Raw genomic sequence first — 25,002 nt, forward strand, 5'->3', positions numbered from 1 at the left:
GTCATCGCTGTCATTTAATAATAAGGAAGATCTCATGCGCTTTCGTTGGAGACATCGCTACCTCGTGCTGTTTATTTTGTTCGCAATCTATCTGCTCTGTTACATGGACAGAATGATCATGGCAGCGGCTATTCCATTCATTGCGTCCGAGTTTCATCTGTCCGCGATGGAAATGGGTGGAATCCTGAGCGCGTTCTTCTTTAGCTACGCGCTATGTCAGATCCCGGCTGGCCTGCTTGCAGACAGATTCGGTCCGCGGCTGATGACGACGATCGGCATCACATGGTGGACGATTTTCACCGCGCTTACCGGACTGTGCAATTCGCTCGGCTTGATGCTGGTGGTGCGGGTCGCGTTTGGCATCGGCGAAGCGCTTTTTCCTCCCGCCGCGTTCAAGGCACTGTCGGCGTGGTTCCCAAAGCGCGAAGTGGGACGGGCAACCGGGCTGATGATGACCACTAATGCGCTGGGACCCGCATTGGCGCCGCTGTTCGTGGCGGCCGTGATGGCCGCGTGGGGATGGCGCGCGATTTTCACGAGTCTGTTCATACCCGGTGTCGCGATGGCCGTATTCGGCTGGATCTATATCAGAAACAGCCCGAAAGACAGCAAGCACGTTTCGAAGATCGAATTGGAGGAAATCGGTACCAGCGAAAAGTCTTTGTCTGCCTCTGCCGGCAAAGCGGATTTTGCTGGTTTGGTGAAAACGCCGCTGGTCTGGTGGTGCTTCGTCACCTTGTTCGTTTTCAGCATCGCCTCGTGGGGCATCATGAGCTGGTTCCCGACGTATCTGCTGAAAGCGCGCGGCCTTTCGACGGCCAGAATGGGCATTATGGCGTCGGTGCCATTTCTCGTCGGCACGATTGCCTATTGCATCACGGGCTTTCTTTCCGACAAGTTCTTCCGCAATCGTCGCGAATTGCTTGTCGTCCTCGGCTGCGTCGTGGCCGCCATCTTTGCCTATCTGACGGCCCATGCGGAGACCGCGGAAACGGCGGTATTCTTTCAGACGATCGGCTACTTCTTCTCAACCATGGCCGGCTGTTCGCTCTACACCATCCCGAACGTCGCGCTGCCGAACAAGGTCGTCGGGTCGGCAATCGGCTTTGTCAATGCGGCGGGTCAGCTGGCAGGATTTCTTTCCCCGCTGATCGTCGGTTACATCCTGACCAGGACGAATGACGACTTCAATGTCGTATTCCACCTCTTCGTCGGCTGCTTCTTGTTGGCTTCGGTTTCCGCCTGGTTCATCAATACGAGGACGGACCTCAGCGACTCTGTCACGCGCAGCGCCGGCGCAGAAGTGCCCGTGCAGAACCGGACAGCGGGATAAATGGCGCGACGGGGCTTGAGCCGGCGATAATTCCGGCTCAGTCACCGGCTTTGGGCAACGACTCGATCAGTTCATGGATGCGCATCCTGAACTCGAAATCGAGTTCATCGCGCGCGACCATTTCGACGATCTCGTTCTCGAGGGCTTTGACCTCGCGCTGCGGTTCGGCGCTGCCGCCTTTCGGGTATGCAAATCGCTTCTTTACCATTCCCTTAATCAAACCGGAACACTCACCTCCAAAAAGCCCAATTCCCAGCCCACGTCACCTGTCGCACTCTTGAAGCCAACGGCCCTGCACGATCCGACAACGGCCGTTCAGCGCTCTGCCCCGAGCCGCCACATCGAACGAAGGCGGTCTCGCAGAACTGTTCCGCGCTCGCGCCTCTCGCCCGCGCGCAGCCTAAAAAGACAGGAGACACAATTTGCCAGCCCCCATCAACTCCGGCGCACGCCTCGACCGCCTGCCGATCACCCGCTTCCACTGGAACATCCTCGGCCTGATCGGCGCGGGTGCTTTCCTCGACGCCTTCGACATCTATCTCGCCAACGGCGCGCTCGCGGCGATGGTCAAAACCGGCTTCACCGATCTCCGCCTCGGCTCGTTCTTCATCTCCGCGACCTTCATGGGCATGATGATCGGCGCGGGGCTGGCAGGCTATCTCGGCGACCGCTTCGGTCGACGCTATTCGTATCAGGCCAATCTCGCGATCTTCGGCATCGCGTCGCTCGCCGCCTGCTTCGCGCCGAACATCTACTGGCTGATTCTGCTGCGCTTCGTCATGGGCATTGGCCTTGGCGCCGAACTCGTGGTCGCGGCCGGCACGCTGTGTGAGTTCGTGCCACCCGCCACACGCGGCCGCTGGACCGCGCTGCTCGCGCTGATCATCAACTCCGGTCTGCTCGGCGCGACCGCAGTCGGCTATTGGGTAATTCCACATCTCGGTTGGCGCTACATGTTCGCGATCGCGGGGGTTGGCGCGATGGTCGTGTGGTTCCTGCGGCATCGGATGCCGGAGTCGCCGCGCTGGCTCGAAACGGTCGGCCGGCTCGAAGAGGCGGAGGCCACCGTCTCGGCAATCGAGCGACAGGTCGAGGCGCGCGTCGGCAAGCTGCCGCCGGTTTCGCGCGTGGTCAGTCACGAGGTGCCGGCCGCGCCGTTCTCGGCGCTGTTCGCGCGCGGCATGATCGGCCGCACGCTGGTCGCCGCGCTGACCTGCATGGCGATCAACATGTCGCTGTACGGTTTCGTCGCGTGGCTGCCGACGTTCTTCGTCAAGGAAGGCCTGACCATCGTGCAGTCGCTTGGCTTCGTGCTGCTGATGTCGTTCGGTGCGCCGGCCGGCGCTGTCGTCGGTTATCTCGTGACGGACCGCCTGGGGCGACGCAACGGCATCGTGCTGTTCTCGCTTGCAACGATCGTGCTCGGCTTCGTCTACGTGCAGATGCGCGCGCCAGTGCCGATCGCGGTCGTCGGTTTCGCGCTCGTCACGACGATCTACACGGTCTGCACGCTCGGCCTGTTCGGCTATATCCCCGAGCTATTTCCGACCGCGCATCGCTTGCGCGGCACCGGCGTGGCCGGCACGTGCGGCCGCGCGGCGTCGATGTCGACACCCTACGTCGCGCTGCTGCTCTACACGGAGTTCGGCGTGACGGGTGTGCTGACGATGGTCGGTGGCGTGCTGTTGTTGCTGAGTATCGCGATTCTCGCGCTGCGCATCGAAACGAGTCAGCAGACGCTCGAAGAGATTTCGCCCGATGCCGAGCTGATACCGCAAGCGGAGATGATGCGAGAGTCGGCTTGAGCCGTGCGCGCATCAAGGTGATCTGTCGATTCGGATCTTTCCCCGGCTAAATTTTCACTTCACCCGGTTAAGATGAAAGTTTGCTTTGCGCATGCTTCGCTAGCAGCTTTCATCATGCACTTCGATTTCGTCGATTTACGCCTGCTCCTGCATATCGCCGACACGCGCAACCTCGCGCGTGCGGCGGAGCGTTCGCACCTGTCGGCGCCGGCCGCCAGCAACCGGGTCAAGAATCTCGAGGAGCAACTCGGCATCAAGCTGCTCTATCGAACCAGCCAGGGCGTGACGCCGACACCCGCGGGCGAAGCCTTCGTGCATCACGCGCGGCTCGTGCTCGAACGCGTCGAGCATCTGGCCGGCGACATGCAGGAGTATGGCGAGGGCATCAAGGGCCACGTGCGCATCTGGGCCAACACGACCGCGATCAGCGAGTTTCTGCCGGCCGTGCTGAGCCGTTTCCTGCGCGATCACCCGGACGTGAACATCGATCTGCGCGAAGTGCTGAGCGGCGAGATCGTCAAGGGCGTCGCCGACAGCGCGACCGATATCGGCATCGTCGCGGGCAATGTGCATGCCGAGCATCTGCAGATGCTGCCATATCGCGACGATCGGCTCGTGCTGGTTACGTCGTGCGAGCATCCGTTCGCGAGACAAGCGTCGGTCGATTTTTCGCAGGTGCTGAACGCGAACTTCGTGAGCCTGCCGACGTCGAGCGCGATTCACGCGTTCATCACGAGTGCCGCCGATGCGCTCGGCGCGCGTCTCAAACTTCGCATCCAGGTCGGCAACTTCGAGGCCGCGTGCCGGATGATCGAGGCGGGTGTCGGAATCGGCATCGTGCCGGAGTCGGTCGCGCTGCGGCACAGAAAGACGATGCAGATCGCGATCGTCGGCCTGAACGATCCGTGGGCCGTGCGCAAGCTGAAGATCTGCGTGCGCAGTCTGAAGGACTTGCCGCCGTTCGCGCGTGTGCTGGTCGACCGGTTGATGGCGGTGCTGGAGGAGGATGGCGGGTCAGATGCTTGACGCGCGGGCGTAACACCCGCCCGAAGTCTGACGAAGTTTCCTTCTGGAAACATCGCGCCCCCTTTTGTCAACCGGTATTTCGTTCCCAACCATCTTCTTGCCGTCACAAAAACCGGCGTGTATAGTTTCCGAACTTACTCTTGTTTCGTATCGGAAATTAAAGGGGTTCACATGGACGCGTCCACTATCCTCGCGGATCTCGGCATTGCCCAAGCCGCGCAAGCCGGCGATATCGCCGTTCATTCGCCGATCACCGGCGAGCTCATCGGCCGTGTGGCCAGCCAGACGGCGGTCGAGGTCGACGCGGCGCTCGCCCGGGCCAAAGACGCGTTTGCCGTGTGGCGTAACGTGCCGGCGCCGCGCCGCGGCGAGCTGGTGCGGCTGCTCGGCAATCGGCTGCGTGAACAGAAGCAGGCGCTCGGCAGCCTCGTCTCGCTGGAGACGGGCAAGATCCTGCAGGAAGGCATGGGCGAAGTGCAGGAAATGATCGACATCTGCGATTTCGCGGTCGGTCTGTCGCGTCAGCTGTACGGTTTGACGATCGCGTCCGAGCGCCCGGGTCATCGGATGGCGGAGTCGTGGCATCCGCTCGGCACCTGCGTCGTGATCTCGGCGTTCAATTTCCCGGTGGCGGTCTGGTCATGGAATGCGGCGCTCGCGCTGGTGTGTGGCAACGCGGTGATCTGGAAGCCGTCGGAAAAGACGCCGCTCTCGGCGCTGGCTGTGAACAGGATTCTCGAAGACGCGCTGAAGGAATTCGGCGACGCGCCAGCCGGCCTGGCCGCATTGATCAACGGCGGGCGCGACGTGGGCGAAAAGCTCGTGGCCGATCCGCGCGCGTCGATCGTCAGCGCGACGGGCAGCACGGAAATGGGTCGCAAGGTTGGCGTCGAAGTGGCGAAGCGCTTCGGCCGCTCGCTGCTCGAACTCGGTGGCAACAACGCCGGCATCGTCACGCAGACGGCCGACCATGAACTCGCGATGCGCGGCATCCTGTTCTCGGCGGTCGGCACGGCCGGTCAGCGCTGCACGTCGCTGCGGCGTCTGTTCGTGCACGACAGCGTGTACGAGAAGACCGTCGAGCGTCTGAAGCAGTTGTATAGCCGCGTGCCGATCGGCAATCCGCTCGAAAAGGGCACGCTGATGGGGCCGCTGATCGACCGTCAATCGTTCGACCGCATGCAGGAAGCGCTGCAGCAGGCGAAGGCCGAGGGCGGCAACGTGTTCGGCGGCGAGCGAGTCGAAGTGAAGGGTTATGAGGGCGGCTACTACGTGCGTCCGGCCATCGTCGAGATGCCGTCGCAAACGTCGGTCGTGCTGAAGGAAACGTTCGCGCCAATTCTGTACGTGCTGCGCTATGCCGATTTCGCCGATGCGGTCGAGGCGAACAACGCAGCGCATCACGGCTTGTCGTCGTGCGTGTTCACGAGCGACCTGCGCGAAGCGGAACGCTTCGTGTCCGCGTCGGGCAGCGACTGCGGCATCGCGAACGTCAACATCGGACCGAGCGGTGCGGAGATCGGCGGTGCGTTTGGCGGCGAAAAGGAAACGGGCGGCGGGCGCGAGTCGGGTTCGGATGCGTGGAAGGCTTATATGCGTCGCGCGACCAATACCGTGAACTACTCGTCGGCGTTGCCGCTTGCGCAGGGTATCGACTTCAATCTCGACTGAGCGCGCAAGTGTGACGTCGTAAACGTTGGCGGCGCATCGCGTTGATGCCGGTGCGCCGCCGTCGCCGTCCGGCGCGCCACGGCCGCGCATTCCAGATAGCAATCCGTTTGCGCCGCCCGGCGTTCCGGAGCGGCCACGTTACTCGTGGAGTAAGACGTGAGTTCGAAAGTCGTGATCGTCGGCGGTGGGGTGATCGGCAGTTCGATTGCGTATTTCTTGCGGCTGTCCGATCCGACAGTCGGCGTCACGGTAATCGAGCGCGACCCGACCTATGCGCGTTCGTCGTCGGCCTTGTCGGCGGCGTCGATCCGGCAGCAGTTTTCTACGCCGCTTTCCATTCAGATGTCGCTGTTCGGCATCGAGTTTCTTCGCTCGATCGGCGAGCGGCTCGAAGTCGACGGCACCCGGCCCTCGATCGATCTGCACGAAGGCGGCTACCTGTTTCTCGCGACACCTGCCGGTGAAGCGACGCTGCGCGAGAATCACGCGCTGCAAAAAAGCCTCGGTGCAGATATCAGCCTGCTCGACACGCATGGCTTGCAAACGCGCTTCCCTTGGCTCAATACCGACGACCTCGTTGCCGGCGCTTATGGCGAAAGCGGCGAGGGCTGGTTCGACGGCTACGGTTTAGTACAGGCGCTGCGCAAGAAAGCGCAGGCGCTCGGCGCGCGCTATGTCGCGGCAGACGTCACCGCGCTGCATCGCGAGGGCAATCGCGTCACGCAGGTACAAACCGCGGACGGTGAGACCTATGCTTGCGACGTCGTCGTCAACGCGGCCGGCGCATGGTCGCGCAAGGTCGCACAGATGGCCGGCATCGATCTGCCCGTCTATGCGCGGCGGCGCAGTATCTTCAACGTCACGTCGCCGGCAAAGCTTGAACGCTGTCCGCTGCTGATCGATCCGAGCGGCGTGTACTTCCGGCCTGAAGGCAATTCGTATATCTGCGGCACGTCGCCGTCGGCCGATAACGATCCCGACGATCTACCGCTCGATGAAGTCGATCACGTGCTATTCGACGACGTGATCTGGCCGACGCTCGCCAATCGCGTGCCGCAATTCGAGGCGCTGCGCGTGCAGAACTGCTGGTCCGGCTATTACGAATACAACGTGCTCGATCAGAACGCGATCATTGGCCATCACCCGGATATCGATAACTGCATTTTCGCGAACGGCTTCAGCGGCCACGGTTTGCAGCAAGGGCCGGCAACCGGACGCGGCATCAGCGAATTGATTCTGCATGGCCGCTATGCGACGCTCGATCTCAGTTCACTAAGCTTTACGCGCGTGCTCGAAAACCGGCCGATCATCGAAAAGAACGTGGTGTAGCGCCTTATATGGCTCGATGCGTGGTCGCCAAGCAGACCGTCGATCTATGCAGCGCGCCCTGGACCTAGGCGATTGCCGCCGAGTACCTCGCGAGCGGCAGGTTGGAGCGGCATCTGCCGCGCATTGTCGATGCGTATTCCGTCAAATGCCGCGCGCTATGCGATGCGCTCGACACGCATCTCGCGCGGCACATCGCATTTCATCGTCCGGCCGGCGGCATGTTCGTGTGGGCGCGTCTGAACGCGGCACGCGATGCGTCCGACTATCTGCGCGCGTGCATCGAACAGAACGTGATGTTCGTGCCGGGTGTGGAGGAGATTGAAACCGGCGTGCACCGAATGAACCGCGCGCTCGAGCAGTACTTCGACGAGCAATAAAATCCTGATTGCATCAACACAATCAGTGGAATGCGGCAGATTACCGCGGCGAGCATCTAATGTGCAGCCGGGTTTTTTTATCCAAATGCCAAAAATTGTGGTGCTTTAACAGAATTCACCGCATTCCTGATTAATCGCGAATCGCGTTGAGTTCGAATACGCAATCGTTTTCGTCCGCGCGTGCCTTCTATGAGACCGATCGTGGCAAGCCGCAGATGAAACCGCTCGGGATTGCCACGTCGAACGGCGCGTACGCGCGAGTGGACCCTCCAATGATTGCCCCCAATGAAATCGTTATTGCACGTCTTAATCTCAAGATTATGCAATTCGAATAAATTCGGGCGTTGCCAAATCTTGTAATGGAAGTGGTCGATTTATATGCGGAAATGCCATTTATAAAGATAAGAAACCGTGTAATTATCGTGCTTGCCGGCCGGCTTCCGTTTTGCGTGATTCCCGGAATGTCTGAAAGACAGGTTTTACACGGGTTCGCGCCATACGAGTCGGCTTTCGCACGGGAAAGCATCGTCGCCCGTCGCGTTCGCCCATGCATGCCGCATATGAGTGCCGCAGGAGAATGCGTGAGTGGGCCACAAAAACGTTAAATGAGGAAAAGGGGGCAACGCAATGAATTCACTCGACGAGAAGCGGCCGCTGCTGATCTACGACGGCACGCTCGGCGACCTCTACGGCATCTTTTTCAGAAACCTTGTGCTGCAAATCGTGACGCTCGGTATTTACCGCTTCTGGGCGACCACGAACAACCGCCGATATGTCTGGTCGCGCATGCGGTTTCAGGACGAGCGCTTCGAGTACACGGGCACCGGGGGCGAGCTATTCAAGGGCTTTCTGTTCGCGATCGTGGTCGTGTTCAGCGCGGTGTTCGCGGCTGGCGCGCTAAGCGTGGTCTTGCGCATGCTGACGAAAAGCGCGGCACTCGGTTCGCTGCCTGTCATCGCGTTGTATCTGCTGATCGTCGTGCTCGCGGCGGGTGCGTTTTTCGGCGCGCAGCGCTATCGGCTGAGCCGGACGCAGTGGTGCGGTATTCGCGGCGGCATGACCGGCTCGGCGCTTGGCTTCGGCGTGCGCGCGTTGCTGTACGCGCTGTTGTGCGTTGTCACGCTTGGCCAGATGATGCCGTGGACATCGATGCGTCTAATGGAGTGCCGCATCAACGCGAGCAGCTTCGGTAGCCTGGCGTTTCGCTTCAAGGGGCGCGCGTGGGTCGTCTACGGTCTGTTCCTCGTTACGTTCGTCGGCGTGGTCGTGTTGTTCGCGGTGCTGTTCATGGTGTTTCTGAAGGGCGCTCTCGCATCGATGCATGTCGGCCAGGTGCCGGGGGCGAGTACGGCGCCGTCGCGGGCCGCGCTCGGATCGCTGTTTTTGTTTTATGCGCTGTTCTCCATCGGCACGATGCTGATCCGCGGCTTCTATGTCGCCGCGCTGACGCGCCACGTGATGGGCAATACGTCGCTCGGCTCGCAATTGCATTTCGGCAGTAACGTCAGCGTGGCGCGTCTGCTCAGTTTGCAGTGCGGCAACCTTGCGATCATCGTGTTCACGCTCGGCCTTGGGGCGCCAATCGTGCTGCATCGGCTGATGCGGTTTGCCGTCGACACGCTGCAGGTTTCCGGCTACCTGGATCCGCATATGCTGGGGCAAAGCACCGTGGCGGCGCCGCTGACTGGCGAGGGCATGCTGAATCTGCTCGATCATGGTGGCGCCTTCTGAGATTGGACTCGCGTTGAGAGCGCGGCAATGGGCGGGGGCGCACGATGTGCGGCAAGTAATGGGACACGCGACTCATCTCGGGCGCGAGCGCGAAACGCAGTACGCTCAATGAGTTAGCGCAGTCATGCGCAGGTTGCCCACAAGCTTGTTCCCAAAATCTGTGGACAACAGGGGGGAAGCGAAGCGGAGAATTCGCGCCTGAAGAATTGTGGAAAGGTACAGCACAAAAGCAAACAGCGGGACTCACCGTCGACCGGTTCATCCCGCTGCTTGTGTATGACGATGTGGGCGGCTTGCCGTGCAGCGCGCACGGCAAGCGTGGCAAACGCTTATCGGTCGAGGAACGACTTCAGACGGTCCGCGCGGCTCGGATGCATGAGCTTGCGCATCGCCTTGCTCTCGATCTGGCGGATCCGCTCGCGGGTCACGTCGAACTGCTTGCCCACTTCTTCAAGCGTGTGATCCGACTTAGTGTTGATGCCGTAGCGCATGCGCAGCACCTTCGCTTCGCGCGGGGACAGCGAGTCGAGCGCGTCGTCGATCGCGGCACGCAGGTCGGCCTGCATCGCGGCATCCGCCGGCGACGATACGCCAGCGTCTTCGATCATGTCGCCCAGCGTCGCATCGCCGTCGTCGCCGACCGGCGTTTCGAGCGATACGGGTTGCTTCGCGATCTTCAGAATGCCGCGCACCTTCTCTTCCGACAGTTCCATGCGTTCCGCGAGCACCGCAGGATGCGCTTCCTGGCCGGTCTGCTGCAGGATCTCGCGCGAAATGCGGTTCAGCTTGTTGATCGTTTCGATCATGTGCACCGGCACGCGGATCGTGCGCGCCTGATCGGCGAGCGAACGAGTGACGGCCTGACGGACCCACCAGGTCGCGTACGTCGAAAACTTCCAGCCACGACGGTATTCGAACTTGTCCACGGCCTTCATCAGACCGATGTTGCCTTCCTGGATCAGGTCGAGGAACAGCATGCCGCGGTTCACGTACTTCTTCGCGATCGAGATCACGAGACGCAGGTTCGCCTCGATCATCTCGCTCTTGGCCTTGCGCATCTTCGATTCGGCCGCGACCATCTGGCGGTTGATTTCTTTCAGATGCTTGAGCGGCAGCGACACCGTCGCTTCGATGTCGATCAGCTTCTGCTGTTCGGACTGGATGGCCGGCAGGTGACGCTCGAGCGCCGCACCATAGGTCGACGCGCCGGTGCGCGCGGCACGCTCGGTCCAGCCGAGGTCGGCCTCGCTGCCCGCGAACGTTTCGATGAACTTCTCGCGCGGCATGCCGGCCTTCGAGACGACGATCTGCAAAATGTTGCGCTCGATCGCGCGCACTTGCGCGACCTGGCGCTGCACGTCGCCGCACAGACGGTCGATCGTGCGTGCGGTGAAGCGGATCTTCGCGAGGTGCTGCTGAATGTCTTCGCGTGCGCGCAGATAGGCCTTCGACGTGACGTCGCCGCGCGCGTGCGACGCGTTCATCTGGTCGTACAGAATGCCGACCTGGGCGAAGATTTCGAGGCAGTCGCTCGTGAGCTGCTTCAGGCGAGCTTCGTCCGCCGCCGACGAATCTTCCGGACCGACGTCGTCGTCTTCTTCGTCTTCGCTGTCTCCGTCGGCGTCGCTGTCTTCATCGGCATCCGTGTCGGCGCTCGCGACTTCTTCCGCGGCGGCCGTCTCTTCATTCAGGCCGTCGACGAGTTCGTCGATGCGCAGCTCGCCGTCGACAACCTGCTGCGCGCTCGCGAGGATCGCGGAGATCGCGAGCGGGCACGCGGCGATCGCTTGCACCATTTCGTGCAGGCCGTCTTCGATGCGCTTCGCAATCGCGATTTCGCCTGCGCGGGTGAGCAGCTCGGTCGCGCCCATTTCGCGCATGTACATACGCACGGGGTCGGTGGTGCGGCCGAACTCGGAGTCGACGGTCGACAGCGCGACTTCGGTTTCCTCGTCCGCCTGGTCGTCCGACACCACGGCGGGGGAATTCGAGTTGAGCAGCAGCGTTTCCGCGTCCGGGGCCTGCTCGTAGACCTGCACGCCCATGTCGCTGAACGCGCTGACGATGCTGTCGATCGCGGCGGTTGCGGTGAAGTTGTCGGGCAGGTGGTCGTTGATCTGCGCGTGGGTCAGGTAGCCTTGCTCTTTACCCAGCTGGATCAGTGCGCGCATCAGGCGCTGGCGTTCTTCGGCTTGTTGCGGCAGCAGCTCGGCTGCCACGGGAATCGCTTTGCCGGCGCCCTTGCCTTTGGCCGAACGGCCGGACGGAACTTTGGCAGTGAAGGCGGTGTCGTGTTGCGAATCTTCGCGATCGAAAGGGTTCACGTAATTTCCTCTAGAGGCTTCGCTATGAGACGCAAGACGCTACCGTCAGGCGTTTCGAGCAGGGCTCAGCATCACCTGATGTGACTCAACGCGGTTGTTGGGCTGTGCTCTGGGGAGCAAAAAAGATGAGCCCGCTCGAAGCGGGCCGATGGACATGCGAAATTTTGCGCGGCTCGCATTATATACGAGCTTGGGGGTTCGCGCTCATGGGTGCACATCAAATCATCGTCGCTGTTGTCGCAGGCATTGCGTGAGGCTACGCAGGTGCATAGTCCGTGGCCATACGCGCGACCTAACCTAGATAGGGGCGAGTTGCTCCTTGCGCAAGGGGGCTCCATGTCGTTTTCCTGTATATGGAGTCGTATCCTCGCATGCTGTCCCCAAAAGAAATTCGCAGAAGGGTATTGACGTGTTGTCGACCGCTCTCCATAATCTCGTTTCTCTGCTGCAGACGCAGCGACGCAAACGAAGCGGTGCCGGGTAGTGGTGGTTCAGGCGCGGCGGGTTTGGCGGACCGATCTTTAAAAACTAACAGTCGATAAGTGTGGGCGCTTGATGCGGAATGCGGCGGCGGATTCTCCGGAGTCTGCTGTCAGGCAGAAGTATCAGAAGCCTCACACAGTATTAGAGGAAGGTTTGTCTGTCGAAAGACGGATCAATCATCGTCAGTACGTTGAGTGAGCGACCGGGTTCGAGAGAGCCCGAACACAGTAACAGGTTTGAACTGAAGAGTTTGATCCTGGCTCAGATTGAACGCTGGCGGCATGCCTTACACATGCAAGTCGAACGGCAGCACGGACTTCGGTCTGGTGGCGAGTGGCGAACGGGTGAGTAATACATCGGAACGTGTCCTGGAGTGGGGGATAGCCCGGCGAAAGCCGGATTAATACCGCATACGCTCGGGAGAGGAAAGCGGGGGATCTTTCGGGACCTCGCGCTCAAGGGGCGGCCGATGGCAGATTAGGTAGTTGGTGGGGTAAAGGCCTACCAAGCCGACGATCTGTAGCTGGTCTGAGAGGACGACCAGCCACACTGGGACTGAGACACGGCCCAGACTCCTACGGGAGGCAGCAGTGGGGAATTTTGGACAATGGGCGCAAGCCTGATCCAGCAATGCCGCGTGTGTGAAGAAGGCCTTCGGGTTGTAAAGCACTTTTGTCCGGAAAGAAAACCTTGTGGCTAATATCCGTGAGGGATGACGGTACCGGAAGAATAAGCACCGGCTAACTACGTGCCAGCAGCCGCGGTAATACGTAGGGTGCGAGCGTTAATCGGAATTACTGGGCGTAAAGCGTGCGCAGGCGGTGCTGTAAGACCGATGTGAAATCCCCGGGCTTAACCTGGGAACTGCATTGGTGACTGCAGCGCTGGAGTATGGCAGAGGGGGGTGGAATTCCACGTGTAGCAGTGAAATGCGTAGAGATGTGGAGGAACACCGATGGCGAAGGCAGCCCCCTGGGCCAATACTGACGCTCATGCACGAAAGCGTGGGGAGCAAACAGGATTAGATACCCTGGTAGTCCACGCCCTAAACGATGTCAACTGGTTGTCGGGCCTTCATTGGCTTGGTAACGTAGCTAACGCGTGAAGTTGACCGCCTGGGGAGTACGGTCGCAAGATTAAAACTCAAAGGAATTGACGGGGACCCGCACAAGCGGTGGATGATGTGGATTAATTCGATGCAACGCGAAAAACCTTACCTACCCTTGACATGTATGGAATCCTGCCGAGAGGCGGGAGTGCCCGAAAGGGAGCCATAACACAGGTGCTGCATGGCTGTCGTCAGCTCGTGTCGTGAGATGTTGGGTTAAGTCCCGCAACGAGCGCAACCCTTGTCCCTAGTTGCTACGCAAGAGCACTCCAGGGAGACTGCCGGTGACAAACCGGAGGAAGGTGGGGATGACGTCAAGTCCTCATGGCCCTTATGGGTAGGGCTTCACACGTCATACAATGGTCGGAACAGAGGGTTGCCAAGCCGCGAGGTGGAGCCAATCCCAGAAAACCGATCGTAGTCCGGATCGCACTCTGCAACTCGGGTGCGTGAAGCTGGAATCGCTAGTAATCGCGGATCAGCATGCCGCGGTGAATACGTTCCCGGGTCTTGTACACACCGCCCGTCACACCATGGGAGTGGGTTTTACCAGAAGTGGCTAGTCTAACCGCAAGGAGGACGGTCACCACGGTAGGATTCATGACTGGGGTGAAGTCGTAACAAGGTAGCCGTATCGGAAGGTGCGGCTGGATCACCTCCTTTCCAGAGCTGTGCATTCCCTGCACTCAAGTGCTCACGCTTATCGGCTGTGGTTAGAAGAAACGCAGACAGGCTCAGGGGTCTGTAGCTCAGCCGGTTAGAGCACCGTCTTGATAAGGCGGGGGTCGATGGTTCGAATCCATCCAGACCCACCAGTGTCTTGTCTGGTGAGCTGAAGGGCTGGGGCCGCTGGACTATCTGTGGGACTGGGGGATTAGCTCAGCTGGGAGAGCACCTGCTTTGCAAGCAGGGGGTCGTCGGTTCGATCCCGTCATCCTCCACCAATCCTCAATGCGCAGGGTTCTGCATGAAGGCAGAGCGTTGCGCATTGGCGATTGAGCCAGTCAGAGCGGTATGAGGCACAGGCTTCATACCGGCTGCCGTTCTTTAACAATCAGGAAGAAGTAGTAAAGAGATTCACGAAAGCATACCTGGAGATGGGTGTGTGAGTAGGTGAATCAGGGTTGTGATTGTATCGATGTATTTTAAAGGTGATCGAGAGATCGCTTTGGAATACGGCGCAACACGAATACTCAACCTGTAGCGAGTGCGTCTATCCCCTCCGGGGATGGGACCCACGTAAGCGCTAAAGCGCTAACGTGGGTCGACACAGAGACACACCCGTTATAGGGTCAAGCGAACAAGTGCATGTGGTGGATGCCTTGGCGATCACAGGCGATGAAGGACGCGGTAGCCTGCGAAAAGCTCCGGGGAGCTGGCAAACGAGCATTGATCCGGAGATGTCCGAATGGGGAAACCCACTCCTAATGGAGTATCCGTAGCTGAATCCATAGGCTACGTGAGGCGAACGCGGTGAACTGAAACATCTAAGTAACCGCAGGAAAAGAAATCAACCGAGATTCCCAGAGTAGTGGCGAGCGAAATGGGATCAGCCGGTACACGTTATCTGTATTGTTAGTCGAACGCTCTGGAAAGTGCGGCCATAGCAGGTGATAGCCCTGTAGACGAAAACAGCATGGAAGAACTGGGTGTACGAGAAGTAGGGCGGGACACGTGAAATCCTGTCTGAAGATGGGGGGACCATCCTCCAAGGCTAAATACTCGTGATCGACCGATAGTGAACCAGTACCGTGAGGGAAAGGCGAAAAGAACCCCGGGAGGGGAGTGAAACAGATCCTGAAACCGCATGCATACAAACAGTCGGAGCCTCTGCGAAGGGGTGACGGCGTACCTTTTGTATAATGGGTCAGCGACTTACATTCAGTGGCGAGCTTAACCGATTAGGGCAGGCGTAGCGAAAGCGAGTCCGAACAGGGCGTCCAGTCGCTGGGTGTAGACCCGAAACCAGGTGATCTATCCATGGCCAGGTTGAAGGCACGGTAACACGTGCTGGAGGACCGAACCCACTAACGTTGAAAAGTTAGGGGATGAGCTGTGGATAGGGGTGAAAGGCTAAACAAACCTGGAAATAGCTGGTTCTCTCCGAAAACTATTTAGGTAGTGCCTCGTGTATCACCTTCGGGGGTAGAGCACTGTCATGGTTGTGGGGTCCATTGCGGATTACTACGCCATAGCAAACTCCGAATACCGAAGAGTGCAATCACGGGAGACAGACATCGGGTGCTAACGTCCGGTGTCAAGAGGGAAACAACCCAGACCGCCAGCTAAGGTCCCCAAATATGGCTAAGTGGGAAACGAAGTGGGAAGGCTAAAACAGTCAGGAGGTTGGCTTAGAAGCAGCCACCCTTTAAAGAAAGCGTAATAGCTCACTGATCGAGTCGTCCTGCGCGGAAGATGTAACGGGGCTAAGCCATATACCGAAGCTGCGGATGCACAGTAATGTGCATGGTAGGAGAGCGTTCCGTAAGCCTGCGAAGGTGCACTGGAAAGTGTGCTGGAGGTATCGGAAGTGCGAATGCTGACATGAGTAGCGATAAAGGGGGTGAAAGGCCCCCTCGCCGTAAGCCCAAGGTTTCCTACGCAACGTTCATCGGCGTAGGGTGAGTCGGCCCCTAAGGCGAGGCAGAAATGCGTAGCTGATGGGAAGCAGATTAATATTTCTGCACCATTGTGAAATGCGATGGGGGGACGGATCGCGGAAGGTTGTCCGGGTGTTGGAAGTCCCGGTCCTTGCATTGGAGAAGGCGCTTTGGCAAATCCGGGCGCAGAATTCAAGGGTGCGAGGCGAGCCACTTCGGTGGCGAAGCAACTGGAAGGGGTTCCAGGAAAAGCCTCTAAGCTTCAGTTTCACAGTGACCGTACCGCAAACCGACACAGGTGGGCGAGATGAGTATTCTAAGGCGCTTGAGAGAACTCGGGAGAAGGAACTCGGCAAATTGGTACCGTAACTTCGGGATAAGGTACGCCCTCATAGCCTGACTGGCCTGCGCCAGAAGGGTGAAAGGGTTGCAATAAACTGGTGGCTGCGACTGTTTAATAAAAACACAGCACTCTGCAAACACGAAAGTGGACGTATAGGGTGTGACGCCTGCCCGGTGCCGGAAGATTAAATGATGGGGTGCAAGCTCCTGATTGAAGTCCCGGTAAACGGCGGCCGTAACTATAACGGTCCTAAGGTAGCGAAATTCCTTGTCGGGTAAGTTCCGACCTGCACGAATGGCGTAACGATGGCCACACTGTCTCCTCCCGAGACTCAGCGAAGTTGAAGTGTTTGTGATGATGCAATCTCCCCGCGGCTAGACGGAAAGACCCCATGAACCTTTACTGTAGCTTTGCATTGGACTTTGAACCGGTCTGTGTAGGATAGGTGGGAGGCTATGAAGTTGGGACGCCAGTCTCAATGGAGCCGTCCTTGAAATACCACCCTGATCTGTTTGAGGTTCTAACCTTGGCCCGTGATCCGGGTCGGGGACAGTGCATGGTAGGCAGTTTGACTGGGGCGGTCTCCTCCCAAAGTGTAACGGAGGAGTACGAAGGTACGCTAGGTACGGTCGGAAATCGTGCTGATAGTGCAATGGCATAAGCGTGCTTGACTGTGAGACTGACAAGTCGAACAGGTGCGAAAGCAGGTCATAGTGATCCGGTGGTTCTGTATGGAAGGGCCATCGCTCAACGGATAAAAGGTACTCTGGGGATAACAGGCTGATACCGCCCAAGAGTTCATATCGACGGCGGTGTTTGGCACCTCGATGTCGGCTCATCTCATCCTGGGGCTGTAGCCGGTCCCAAGGGTATGGCTGTTCGCCATTTAAAGAGGTACGTGAGCTGGGTTTAAAACGTCGTGAGACAGTTTGGTCCCTATCTGCCGTGGGCGCTGGATATTTGAAGGGGGCTGCTCCTAGTACGAGAGGACCGGAGTGGACGAACCTCTGGTGTACCGGTTGTCACGCCAGTGGCATCGCCGGGTAGCTATGTTCGGAAGAGATAACCGCTGAAAGCATCTAAGCGGGAAACTCGCCTTAAGATGAGATATCCCCGGGGCTTCGAGCCCCTTGAAGGGTCGTTCAAGACCAGGACGTTGATAGGTCAGGTGTGCACGTACAGTAATGTACTGAGCTAACTGATACTAATTGCCCGTAAGGCTTGATCCTATAACAGGTGTGTCTCGACCCGCGTGAGTGCTTCAGCACTTACGCGGGTCCGATCCCCGAAGGGGATTTGTGTGACCTCCCGCGGGAGCTCACAGAAACGCACGGTTGGGATTCAGTGTTGTGCCAGAAACAACACAACCCCCCACACTCGAATCCTTTACGCTTCTTCCCGATTGGCTGTGGCGCAACCGGTTGACTCCAGCCCTGCGACGCAGCAACCCGTCATGCCTGATGACCATAGCGAGTCGGCCCCACCCCTTCCCATCCCGAACAGGACCGTGAAACGACTCCACGCCGATGATAGTGCGGATTGCCCGTGTGAAAGTAGGTAATCGTCAGGCTCCCCCCCAGTCAGAAACCCCACCCGCCGCGGTGGGGTTTTTGCGTTTACGCGGCCGACTTTGCGCGCTTCACTACTTTCCGATCCGCAACGCATCCGCGTAACCCGGCGACTTCCGACGCGGTCGTCCAAAATCCATGTCCTTCCGGCTCGGCCGGCCAGCACCTCCTCCAAACACGCTAAGCCCGCTTACGCGCCGGCGCTCGATCGGATCCCCCTGCGATAAAGCAGTCGAGTCTTTCGCTGGCCTCCGTAATCGCCCAAAGCGGAGCGCGATGCAGCTGCCGATCGTAGCTCGTTGCGATCGATGCAAAGAGCGCGAATCCCGCTTCGTCAAGTTTCCATTCGTTGCGTTCCCGACCTGCGTCGAACATCATCGCCGAGGCGCGGTCCGCGGCGTGGAGCTCTTCGTGGCTCATCGAGCCAAAGCCGGCATCAGCGAGGTAGCTGGTCAACAGCATGATCTGCGTGACCGTCTGCGCATCGCTCTTCGTACCGAGGCCACGGCGCAGTGCGTCGAGCGACAGATGAACTCGCAACGCGAGATCGTCGGCGATCTGGCGCGCGATGGGCAACAGCATGGCTTTGGCATGCCGCGCGCGGGCGGCGCCAGTGTTGCGGAAAGGAATTGGTTGTGCCATGGAGATCCGAGGGGTTTGCCTGAGCACATGCAATAACGGCGCGCTTCGCAAAAGGTTGAGCCTTCATTGCGTTTTAGCCGCTTCCTTCGACGAAAACGTTTGCTGGCGGCCACTTGCGCGCAGATTGCCGGCACGTCGCGGCGTCCGTCGTCGAGCGAATTGGCACCTGCATCGCCCGCGATGCGCCGTTCACTCCCCACGAACCCAGCGGCTTTGCTTTCTATGCTTGCCCACGGAAAGGCGTCGCGCCGCATTGCCACCTCGCGCGCGTCCGGCCATCTACCTCGGCGAAACCTCTCTATCATGACGATTGGAACAACCTCGGCCAGCAAGCCGGAACGGAGCAAGTCCCGCCGGCAAGCGCCATCCAGCTGTCTTCGACCCGAGGATGCATCGATGCAGACTCATTCATCCAACGTTGTCTCGACGCCCGCCGATTTGCGGATCGACGGCGCGCGGCTGTGGGACTGTCTCATGCAGCTCGCGCGGATCGGCGCGACCGACAAACGCGGTGTCTGCCGTCCAGCACTGACCGAACTCGACCGTGAGGCACGCGATCAGTTCATCGCGTGGACGAAGGAGATCGGCCGCACGGTGCCGGTCGACGCGATCGGCAATATTTTCGCGCGGAGGACGGGGCTGCGTGACGATCTGCCGCCCATAATGACGGGCAGCCATCTCGACACGCAGCCGACCGGCGGCAAATTCGACGGCAATTATGGTGTGCTGGCACGGCTGGAGGTGCTGCGCCCGCTGGCCGAGGCCAACGTGCAGACCATCGCGCTGCTCGAGGTTGCCATGTGGACCAACGAGGAGGGCTCACGATTCTTGCCGGTGATAATGGGCTCCGGCGTGTTCGCCGGCGCATTCACGCTCGAGCACGCGCTAGCGCAACGCGATCGCGACGGCGTAGCGGTGCGCCACGCGCTAGCGGCGATCGGCTATGCCGGCGAGCATCGCAAGTCGCACGCTGTCGGCGCATATTTCGAGGTGCATATCGAACAGGAGTCCGTGCTCGAAGCGCACGACAAGGTCATCGGCGTCGTGCAGGGAGCGCTCGGGCAGCGCTGGTACGACCTGACCGCGCACGGCATGGAAGCGCACGCGGGGCCGATGGCGCTGCGCCGCGACGCGCTGCTCGTCGCCGCGGATCCGATCCATGCGGTGAACCGTATCGCACTCCATCACGCGCCGCATGGCCGTAGCACGGTCGGCTGGCTCGACGTGCATTCAAACTCGCGCAACGTCATTTCGGGCCGCGTGAAATTCAGCGTCGACCTGCGCGCAGCCGATGACGCATCGCTCACTGCGATGGACCTCGCATGGCGTGCAGCGTGCGCGCAGGCGGGCAGCAATGGGGGCAACGCCGCCATCAACGCCGCCGCCACCCGCGCGAGCAGCAGCTTGGACGCCCCCATCACTATCGACATCGAGAAGGTCGTCTACTTCCCGCCGCAGCGATTCGCCGCGCAATGGATCGCCGAGGTCAGACAGAGCGCGGAGCGGCACGGTGTGTCGTCGATGGACGTGGTCAGCGGCGCGGGCCACGACGCCGCCTATCGCGCGCGCGGCGCACCCAGCGCGATGATCTTCGTTCCCTGCAAGGACGGCATTAGCCACAACGAAATCGAGGACGCGCGCGCCGATCATCTGAAAGCCGGCTGCAATATGCTGCAGCAGGTGATGCCGAGCGCGGCGTCGAGAACGGGGAGCATGCGCGCATGAAGGTCCTGATCGCACGAATGAACCACGAGACCAACACGTTCTCGCCAGTAGAGACCCCGCTGGCCGCATTCGGCCGCAACGGTCCGAGCTACGGCCGCGCCGCGTTCGACGAAAACAAGGGCATGCAAACCGCGATGGCCGCGTTCATCGACGCCGCCGAGCGCGTGGATGCCGAAATCGTGACGCCGATCTCCGCCATGGCGAATCCGAGCGGGCCGGTCGACGCCGCCGCCTACGATACGATCTGCGACGCGATCGTGGCAGCCGCTACGGGCTGCGACGCGGTGATGCTCGATCTGCACGGCGCGATGGTCGCCGAGAACTCGACCGACGGTGAAGGCGATCTGCTCGGGCGCGTGCGTGCGTCGCTGCCGCACGCGCCGATCGCGGTCGCGCTCGATCTGCATGGCAACGTCACGCAAAAAATGATCGACAACGCCGACGTCATCGTCAGCTTCAAGACCTATCCGCACGTCGACATGTACGAGACTGGCGCACATGCAGCGCGCTTGCTGTTCGACATGATCGAGGGCCACGCGAAGCCGGTGATCGCGTGGCGTCAGCCGCCGCTGCTCACGCACACGCTGCGCAGCGCGAGCGTTGACGGCGCGATGAAACGCGCGCTCGATGCCGCGCGCGCCGCCGAGGCCGACGGCATGCTCGCGGTGTCGGTGCTGGCGGGCTTCTCGCTCGCCGATATCGAAGCGCCATGCATTAGCGTCGTCGTCGTGGGCAATGGCGAGCGCGCGGATGCGGAGGCGGTCGCCGAGCGCATCGCGCGGCAGATCTGGGACGAGCGCGACGATTTTGTCTATCGCAGCGCGCCGCTTGCCGAATCGGTCGCGCGGGCGGCGTCGCTGGCACGCGCCGCCGATAAACCGGTGCTAATGCTCGATCACGGCGACAACTGCATGTCGGGCGGCACGTGCGACACGATGGATTTGCTCGAGGAAGCGTTGAGGCAGGGCCTCGAAGGCATCGTCAGCGGGCCGTTGTGCGATCCGCAGGCGGTCGCGGCCCTGGCGGCCTCGGGCGTCGGTAGCAGGGTCACGCTCGCGATCGGCAACAAGCTCACAAACGATGCATTGCCTTCGCGTTCGCCGCTTGCCCTGACCGGCGTCGTGCGCGCGCTGACCGACGGCGAATACGTGATCAGCGGCCCGACCTACACCGGCCAGCGCGCGTACATGGGGCGCGCGGCAGTGCTCGACACCGGCACGGTGAAACTCGTCGTGACCGAACGAACGCATGAGCCGTGGGATCTCGGCGTGTTCGAGAGCGTCGGCATCGATCCGCGCCGCGCGCGTTTTCTGCTGCTCAAATCACGCATGTATTGCCGGCCGGTTTTCGTGCCGATCGCGGAGGCACTCGTCGAATGCGATAGCCGCGGCGTCACGAGTTCGGACTATGGTCTGTTCAGCTTCGAGCACGTGAAGCGGCCGGTTTATCCATTGGACCCTCACACCGAATGGACCGCGACGAACTGATCGACATGCATGCGTTTCGATAAGTCGCGGCAAGGGCTTGTGCAGTCCGCATTGAGTCTCTATAATTCGCGCCTCTAAAGGCTCGTAGCTCAGTTGGTTAGAGCACCACCTTGACATGGTGGGGGTCGTTGGTTCGAATCCAATCGAGCCTACCAACGCATCTGTGACGTAGACGAAAGCGGTTCCGCTTTCGTCTACGGTCCTGTCAAATCGATCCAGTCGTTCCCTCAGTTTCGCCGTTCGGCATCACGTCCCCTTCGTTGTTGTTGTCCGCTCGTGGCTCGAGGCTCGTGCACATTCACGCGCGCTCTCGCCGTTGCGTCGTCGTTCGACAATGCGCGGTACAGTTAGACCTTCCGCTTTCGCCGCCGACCCGACTACCGTTCCCATCGCATCTTCGATCATGCGATGCCGGCAGCATCCAACGGAGCTGACGCAATGAAGAAGCTCATCAACGATGTGTCCACCGTGGTCCCCGAGATGCTCGACGGGCTCATCGCGCTCAATCCCCAACTCTCGCTATTGCAAGGCGGCACGATCGTCTTGCGCGCCGATGCCCAGGCCGTGGCCGCGCGCGGCGAGGTCGCGCTGATCTCGGGCGGCGGCTCGGGCCACGAGCCCGCGCACGGCGGCTATGTGGGCCACGGCATGCTGAGCGCGGCGGTAGCCGGCGAGATCTTCACCTCGCCCTCCACCGACGCCGTGCTCGACGCGATACGCGCGGTGGTCGGCCCCGCGGGCGCGTTGCTGATCGTCAAGAACTACACGGGCGACCGCTTCAACTTCGGCCTCGCGGCTGAAATCGCGCGCGCCGAGGGCATCCTCGTTGAGATGATGATCGTCGCCGACGACGTCGCGCTGAGCGCGAGCGGCGATCACGCGGGCCGTCGCGGACTCGCGGGCACAGTGTTGGTTCACAAGATCGCGGGCGCGGCGGCCGCGCGCGGTTTGCCGTTGGCCGAGGTCGCACGGCTCGCTCGGGAAGCGGCCGCGTCGCTCGGCACGATGGGCGTCGCGCTGACGCCGTGCACGGTGCCGGCCGCGGGCAAGCCGGGCTTCGCGCTGGGCGATGGCGAAATCGAATGGGGCCTCGGCATTCATGGCGAAGCCGGCGTGGCGCGCGGCGCGCTGGAGCCGGCCGACGCGATCGTCGGCAAGCTGCTTGCAAAGATCGTCGACGATCTCGCGTTGCAGGCGGGCGAGCGCGTCGCGCTGCTCGTCAACAATCTGGGTGGCACGCCGCCGAGCGAACTCAACGTGGTGGCTGGTGCCGCGCTGCGCGAGCTTGCCGGGCGCGGCATCGCAGTCGCGCGCGCGTGGGCCGGCACGTTCCTGAGCGCGCTCGAAATGGCCGGCGTCTCGCTGACGCTGCTGCGTATCGATGACGAACGGCTGAGCCTGCTCGACGCCGCCTCACAGACGAGCGCATGGCCTGCGCTGAGCGGCCGCGTCGCGCAGGTCGCGGTGCGTGCGGCGCCACCCGCGCCGCAAAGCGCGAGCGGCGCGACGCTCGCGCGTGACGCGACGCTGCGGCGCGCGCTCGAAGCGGTCTGCGAGTGCCTGCTGGCAGCCGAGCCGACATTGACCGAAATGGACCAGCGCGTCGGCGACGGCGACCTCGGCATCAGCCTTGCGCGCGGCGCACGCGCGGTGCAGCTCGAGCTCGATTCCTACGCGTGCGCAACCACGCCGGGCGCGGTATTGCGCGGCATGTCGGCGACGCTGCGGCGCGTGGTGGGCGGCACGTCGGGTCCGCTGTACGCGGTGATGCTGCTGCGCGCGGCGGCCGCGCTCGAACAGTCGGGCGGGACCACCGCACGGCAATGGGCGACGGCGTTCAGCGCCGGTGTCGATGGGTTGATGGAACTGGGGGGCGCGCGGCCGGGCGATCGGACGATGGTCGATGCGCTGAGGCCCGCTGCCGACGCGCTGCATGACGCGCTCGCTCAGGGAGCGTCGACGGATGCCGCATTGCAGGCCACCGTCGATGCGGCATGCGACGGCACGTCTCGTACCGCATCGATGCATCCGCGGCGCGGGCGTTCGAGCTATGTCGGCGAGCGCGCGCTCGGTCATATGGACCCGGGCGCGCATGCGGTCGCGTTGTGGCTCGCGGCGATTCGCGACGCGCTTCCCGGTTAGGCGCAGGCGGACGCGAACGATACGGCGAACGCAAGGGACGAGCGCACTTTCGCAGCAGGGAAAAACTACGCCGCCGTCACGGCCGCAGGAGATCGAATCCCGCGAACGCCACGACGCCGCTCAGTGCGATCAGCGCCACCGAGTGCTGTCCAAGGTACAGCAGCCCGGCAGCGGACCAACACGTGACAGCGAATGCGGCAATACGTTTCATGCTTCCTTCTTCTACGACTCGAACTCAAAAACCGACTCAGAAGCCCAGCGTAACGGCCAGCAGTCCACTGACGACACCGCCCACCACCACTGCACAGGTCACCACCGTCAGCACGCGCCGCGGAAACGACCGCGCGAGCATCGCGAGCGACGGCACGCTGACGAGCGGCAGCGTCATCAGCAGCGCGCCGGCGGGGCCGGCGGCCATGCCGAACGACAGCATAGCCTGAATGATCGGCACTTCACCCGCGGTCGGAATCACGAACAGCGTGCCGGCGATCGACAGCGCGATGATCCACAGCAGGCTGTTGTCGACGTCCGGGCCGATGTGCGGAAACAGCCACGCGCGCGCCGCGCCGAGAATCAGCACGAGCGCGATGTATTCGGGCACGAGCCGCAGCGTCATGCGCCCCAGAATCGTGATCCAGCGCGAGAACGCGGTGCCTGGATCGTCGGCGCTGACCAGTTGCGCGACGGCCTCTCGCGACGCTTGCGCTTCCTGTGGCGTGACCATGCGATTCACGACGTAGCCAAGGCCGAGCACCATCACGATGCCGAGCGCGAGGCGCAGGCCCATCCACTGCCAGCCGAGCACGAAGCCCATGAAGATCAGCGTAGCGGGATTCAGCGCGGTATTACCGAGCCAAAAAGCAATCGCCGCGCCCGGCGCCGCTTCACGCGCGCGCAGGCCCGCGACGACCGGCGCCGCGCAGCAGGTGCACATCATGCCCGGCAACGACATCAGGCCGCCTTTGACGACGCTGTTGAAGTCGGCACGGCCGAGAGCGCGCGCGACCCATTGCGGTGGAATCAGCGCCTGTACCGCGGAGCCGAGCAGCAGGCCGAGCACCATCGCCTGCCAGATTGCCTTGCCGTAAGCGAGCGCGAAGTCGATCGCGGCCTGCCATGAGGCCGCCGGCGCGCTCGCGGACGTGCCCATCAGGATCGACTTGCCGATCGAATGCTGGCTCGCGGCGACGAACGCGCGGTTGTAGTACGGAAACCACTTCACATAGAAGAGGCCGACGACGGCGATCAGCAGGAACACGATCCAGCCAAGCGTGACGCGGGGTTGCCGAAGGGTTGATTGCATGATGG

14 protein-coding genes, 3 tRNA genes, 3 rRNA genes and 1 pseudogene are annotated in these 25,002 nt (G+C 61.4%); 16 read left to right on the forward strand and 5 right to left on the reverse strand.

What is annotated here, in order from left to right:
* The first annotated feature begins 34 nt into the window (after window positions 1–34).
* Window positions 35–1,333 carry an MFS transporter gene (locus OKW38_RS32600; protein ID WP_429364931.1) on the forward strand — a complete coding sequence of 433 codons (1,299 nt, stop codon included), beginning with the start codon at window positions 35–37 and terminating at the stop codon, window positions 1,331–1,333.
* A gap of 37 nt (window positions 1,334–1,370) precedes the next feature.
* Here OKW38_RS32600 and OKW38_RS32605 read toward each other — a convergent pair whose 3' ends face one another.
* Window positions 1,371–1,541, reverse strand: coding sequence for a hypothetical protein (locus OKW38_RS32605; protein WP_184068939.1), 171 nt, complete (start codon window positions 1,539–1,541; stop codon window positions 1,371–1,373).
* 214 nt (window positions 1,542–1,755) lie between these two features.
* On the opposite strand from OKW38_RS32605, the gene OKW38_RS32610 reads away from it, so the two are divergent.
* The 6 genes and pseudogenes from OKW38_RS32610 (at window position 1,756) to OKW38_RS32635 (ending at window position 9,272) form a co-directional block, all read left to right on the forward strand.
* A complete protein-coding gene (locus OKW38_RS32610; RefSeq protein ID WP_429292065.1) occupies window positions 1,756–3,138 on the forward strand; it encodes an MFS transporter in 1,383 nt (460 codons plus the stop codon).
* A 114-nt stretch (window positions 3,139–3,252) separates the two neighbouring features.
* On the forward strand, window positions 3,253–4,164 hold the full coding sequence (locus tag OKW38_RS32615) for a LysR family transcriptional regulator (RefSeq protein WP_090808514.1): 912 nt from the start codon (window positions 3,253–3,255) through the stop codon (window positions 4,162–4,164).
* A 171-nt stretch (window positions 4,165–4,335) separates the two neighbouring features.
* Entirely contained in the window at window positions 4,336–5,835 is a 1,500-nt protein-coding gene (gene amaB / locus OKW38_RS32620; RefSeq protein WP_429364932.1) for an L-piperidine-6-carboxylate dehydrogenase, read from the forward strand.
* Between the two features lie 156 nt (window positions 5,836–5,991).
* Window positions 5,992–7,164, forward strand: coding sequence for an NAD(P)/FAD-dependent oxidoreductase (locus tag OKW38_RS32625; protein ID WP_429364933.1), 1,173 nt, complete (start codon window positions 5,992–5,994; stop codon window positions 7,162–7,164).
* A pseudogene (locus OKW38_RS32630) lies at window positions 7,164–7,541 on the forward strand (PLP-dependent aminotransferase family protein); the annotation flags it as partial. The gene OKW38_RS32625 and the pseudogene OKW38_RS32630, both read left to right, overlap by 1 nt.
* Before the next feature lie 627 nt (window positions 7,542–8,168).
* Window positions 8,169–9,272, forward strand: a complete 1,104-nt coding sequence (locus OKW38_RS32635; RefSeq protein ID WP_429364934.1) for a YjgN family protein — start codon at window positions 8,169–8,171, stop codon at window positions 9,270–9,272.
* A 329-nt stretch (window positions 9,273–9,601) separates the two neighbouring features.
* On the opposite strand, the gene rpoD is transcribed toward OKW38_RS32635, so the two are convergent.
* A complete protein-coding gene (gene rpoD, locus OKW38_RS32640; RefSeq protein ID WP_184068954.1) occupies window positions 9,602–11,596 on the reverse strand; it encodes an RNA polymerase sigma factor RpoD in 1,995 nt (664 codons plus the stop codon).
* Between the two features lie 721 nt (window positions 11,597–12,317).
* Between rpoD and OKW38_RS32645 the strand changes: the two genes are divergently transcribed.
* The 5 genes from OKW38_RS32645 (at window position 12,318) to rrf (ending at window position 17,700) form a co-directional block, all read left to right on the forward strand.
* A 16S ribosomal RNA gene (locus OKW38_RS32645) occupies window positions 12,318–13,850 on the forward strand.
* A 75-nt stretch (window positions 13,851–13,925) separates the two neighbouring features.
* Window positions 13,926–14,002 (forward strand) — tRNA-Ile (locus tag OKW38_RS32650).
* Between the two features lie 53 nt (window positions 14,003–14,055).
* Window positions 14,056–14,131: transfer RNA gene (locus OKW38_RS32655), tRNA-Ala, on the forward strand.
* A 346-nt stretch (window positions 14,132–14,477) separates the two neighbouring features.
* Window positions 14,478–17,359, forward strand: a 23S ribosomal RNA gene (locus tag OKW38_RS32660).
* 227 nt (window positions 17,360–17,586) lie between these two features.
* A 5S ribosomal RNA gene (rrf, locus tag OKW38_RS32665) occupies window positions 17,587–17,700 on the forward strand.
* Together the 16S, 23S and 5S rRNA genes with 2 tRNA genes alongside form the textbook arrangement of a ribosomal RNA operon.
* A gap of 178 nt (window positions 17,701–17,878) precedes the next feature.
* Here rrf and OKW38_RS32670 read toward each other — a convergent pair.
* Window positions 17,879–18,340 carry a hypothetical protein gene (locus OKW38_RS32670; protein WP_090808528.1) on the reverse strand — a complete coding sequence of 154 codons (462 nt, stop codon included), beginning with the start codon at window positions 18,338–18,340 and terminating at the stop codon, window positions 17,879–17,881.
* Between the two features lie 396 nt (window positions 18,341–18,736).
* Here OKW38_RS32670 and OKW38_RS32675 point away from each other — a divergent pair, with 396 nt between their 5' ends.
* From OKW38_RS32675 to dhaL, 4 genes are all read left to right on the forward strand, one after another.
* Window positions 18,737–20,065 carry a Zn-dependent hydrolase gene (locus OKW38_RS32675; RefSeq protein WP_429364935.1) on the forward strand — a complete coding sequence of 443 codons (1,329 nt, stop codon included), beginning with the start codon at window positions 18,737–18,739 and terminating at the stop codon, window positions 20,063–20,065.
* Entirely contained in the window at window positions 20,062–21,552 is a 1,491-nt protein-coding gene (locus OKW38_RS32680) for a M81 family metallopeptidase (protein ID WP_429364936.1), read from the forward strand. The genes OKW38_RS32675 and OKW38_RS32680 overlap by 4 nt, the downstream gene beginning before the upstream one ends.
* A 78-nt stretch (window positions 21,553–21,630) precedes the next feature.
* Window positions 21,631–21,707 (forward strand) — tRNA-Val (locus OKW38_RS32685).
* A 283-nt stretch (window positions 21,708–21,990) separates the two neighbouring features.
* On the forward strand, window positions 21,991–23,694 hold the full coding sequence (gene dhaL / locus OKW38_RS32690; protein WP_429364937.1) for a dihydroxyacetone kinase subunit DhaL: 1,704 nt from the start codon (window positions 21,991–21,993) through the stop codon (window positions 23,692–23,694).
* 76 nt (window positions 23,695–23,770) lie between these two features.
* Here the strand turns inward: dhaL and OKW38_RS32695 are convergent, their stop codons facing one another.
* Together OKW38_RS32695 and OKW38_RS32700 are read right to left on the reverse strand one after the other, a co-directional pair.
* Window positions 23,771–23,905 carry a hypothetical protein gene (locus OKW38_RS32695; protein ID WP_143037237.1) on the reverse strand — a complete coding sequence of 45 codons (135 nt, stop codon included), beginning with the start codon at window positions 23,903–23,905 and terminating at the stop codon, window positions 23,771–23,773.
* Window positions 23,906–23,941: 36 nt separating this feature from the next.
* Window positions 23,942–24,997: a permease gene (locus OKW38_RS32700; RefSeq protein WP_429364938.1), complete on the reverse strand. Its 1,056-nt coding sequence runs from the start codon at window positions 24,995–24,997 to the stop codon at window positions 23,942–23,944.
* Between the last annotated feature and the right edge of the window lie 5 nt (window positions 24,998–25,002).

Source organism: Paraburkholderia sp. MM5496-R1 (genome assembly GCF_050436205.1).
GTDB classification, from domain to species: domain Bacteria; phylum Pseudomonadota; class Gammaproteobacteria; order Burkholderiales; family Burkholderiaceae; genus Paraburkholderia; species Paraburkholderia tuberum.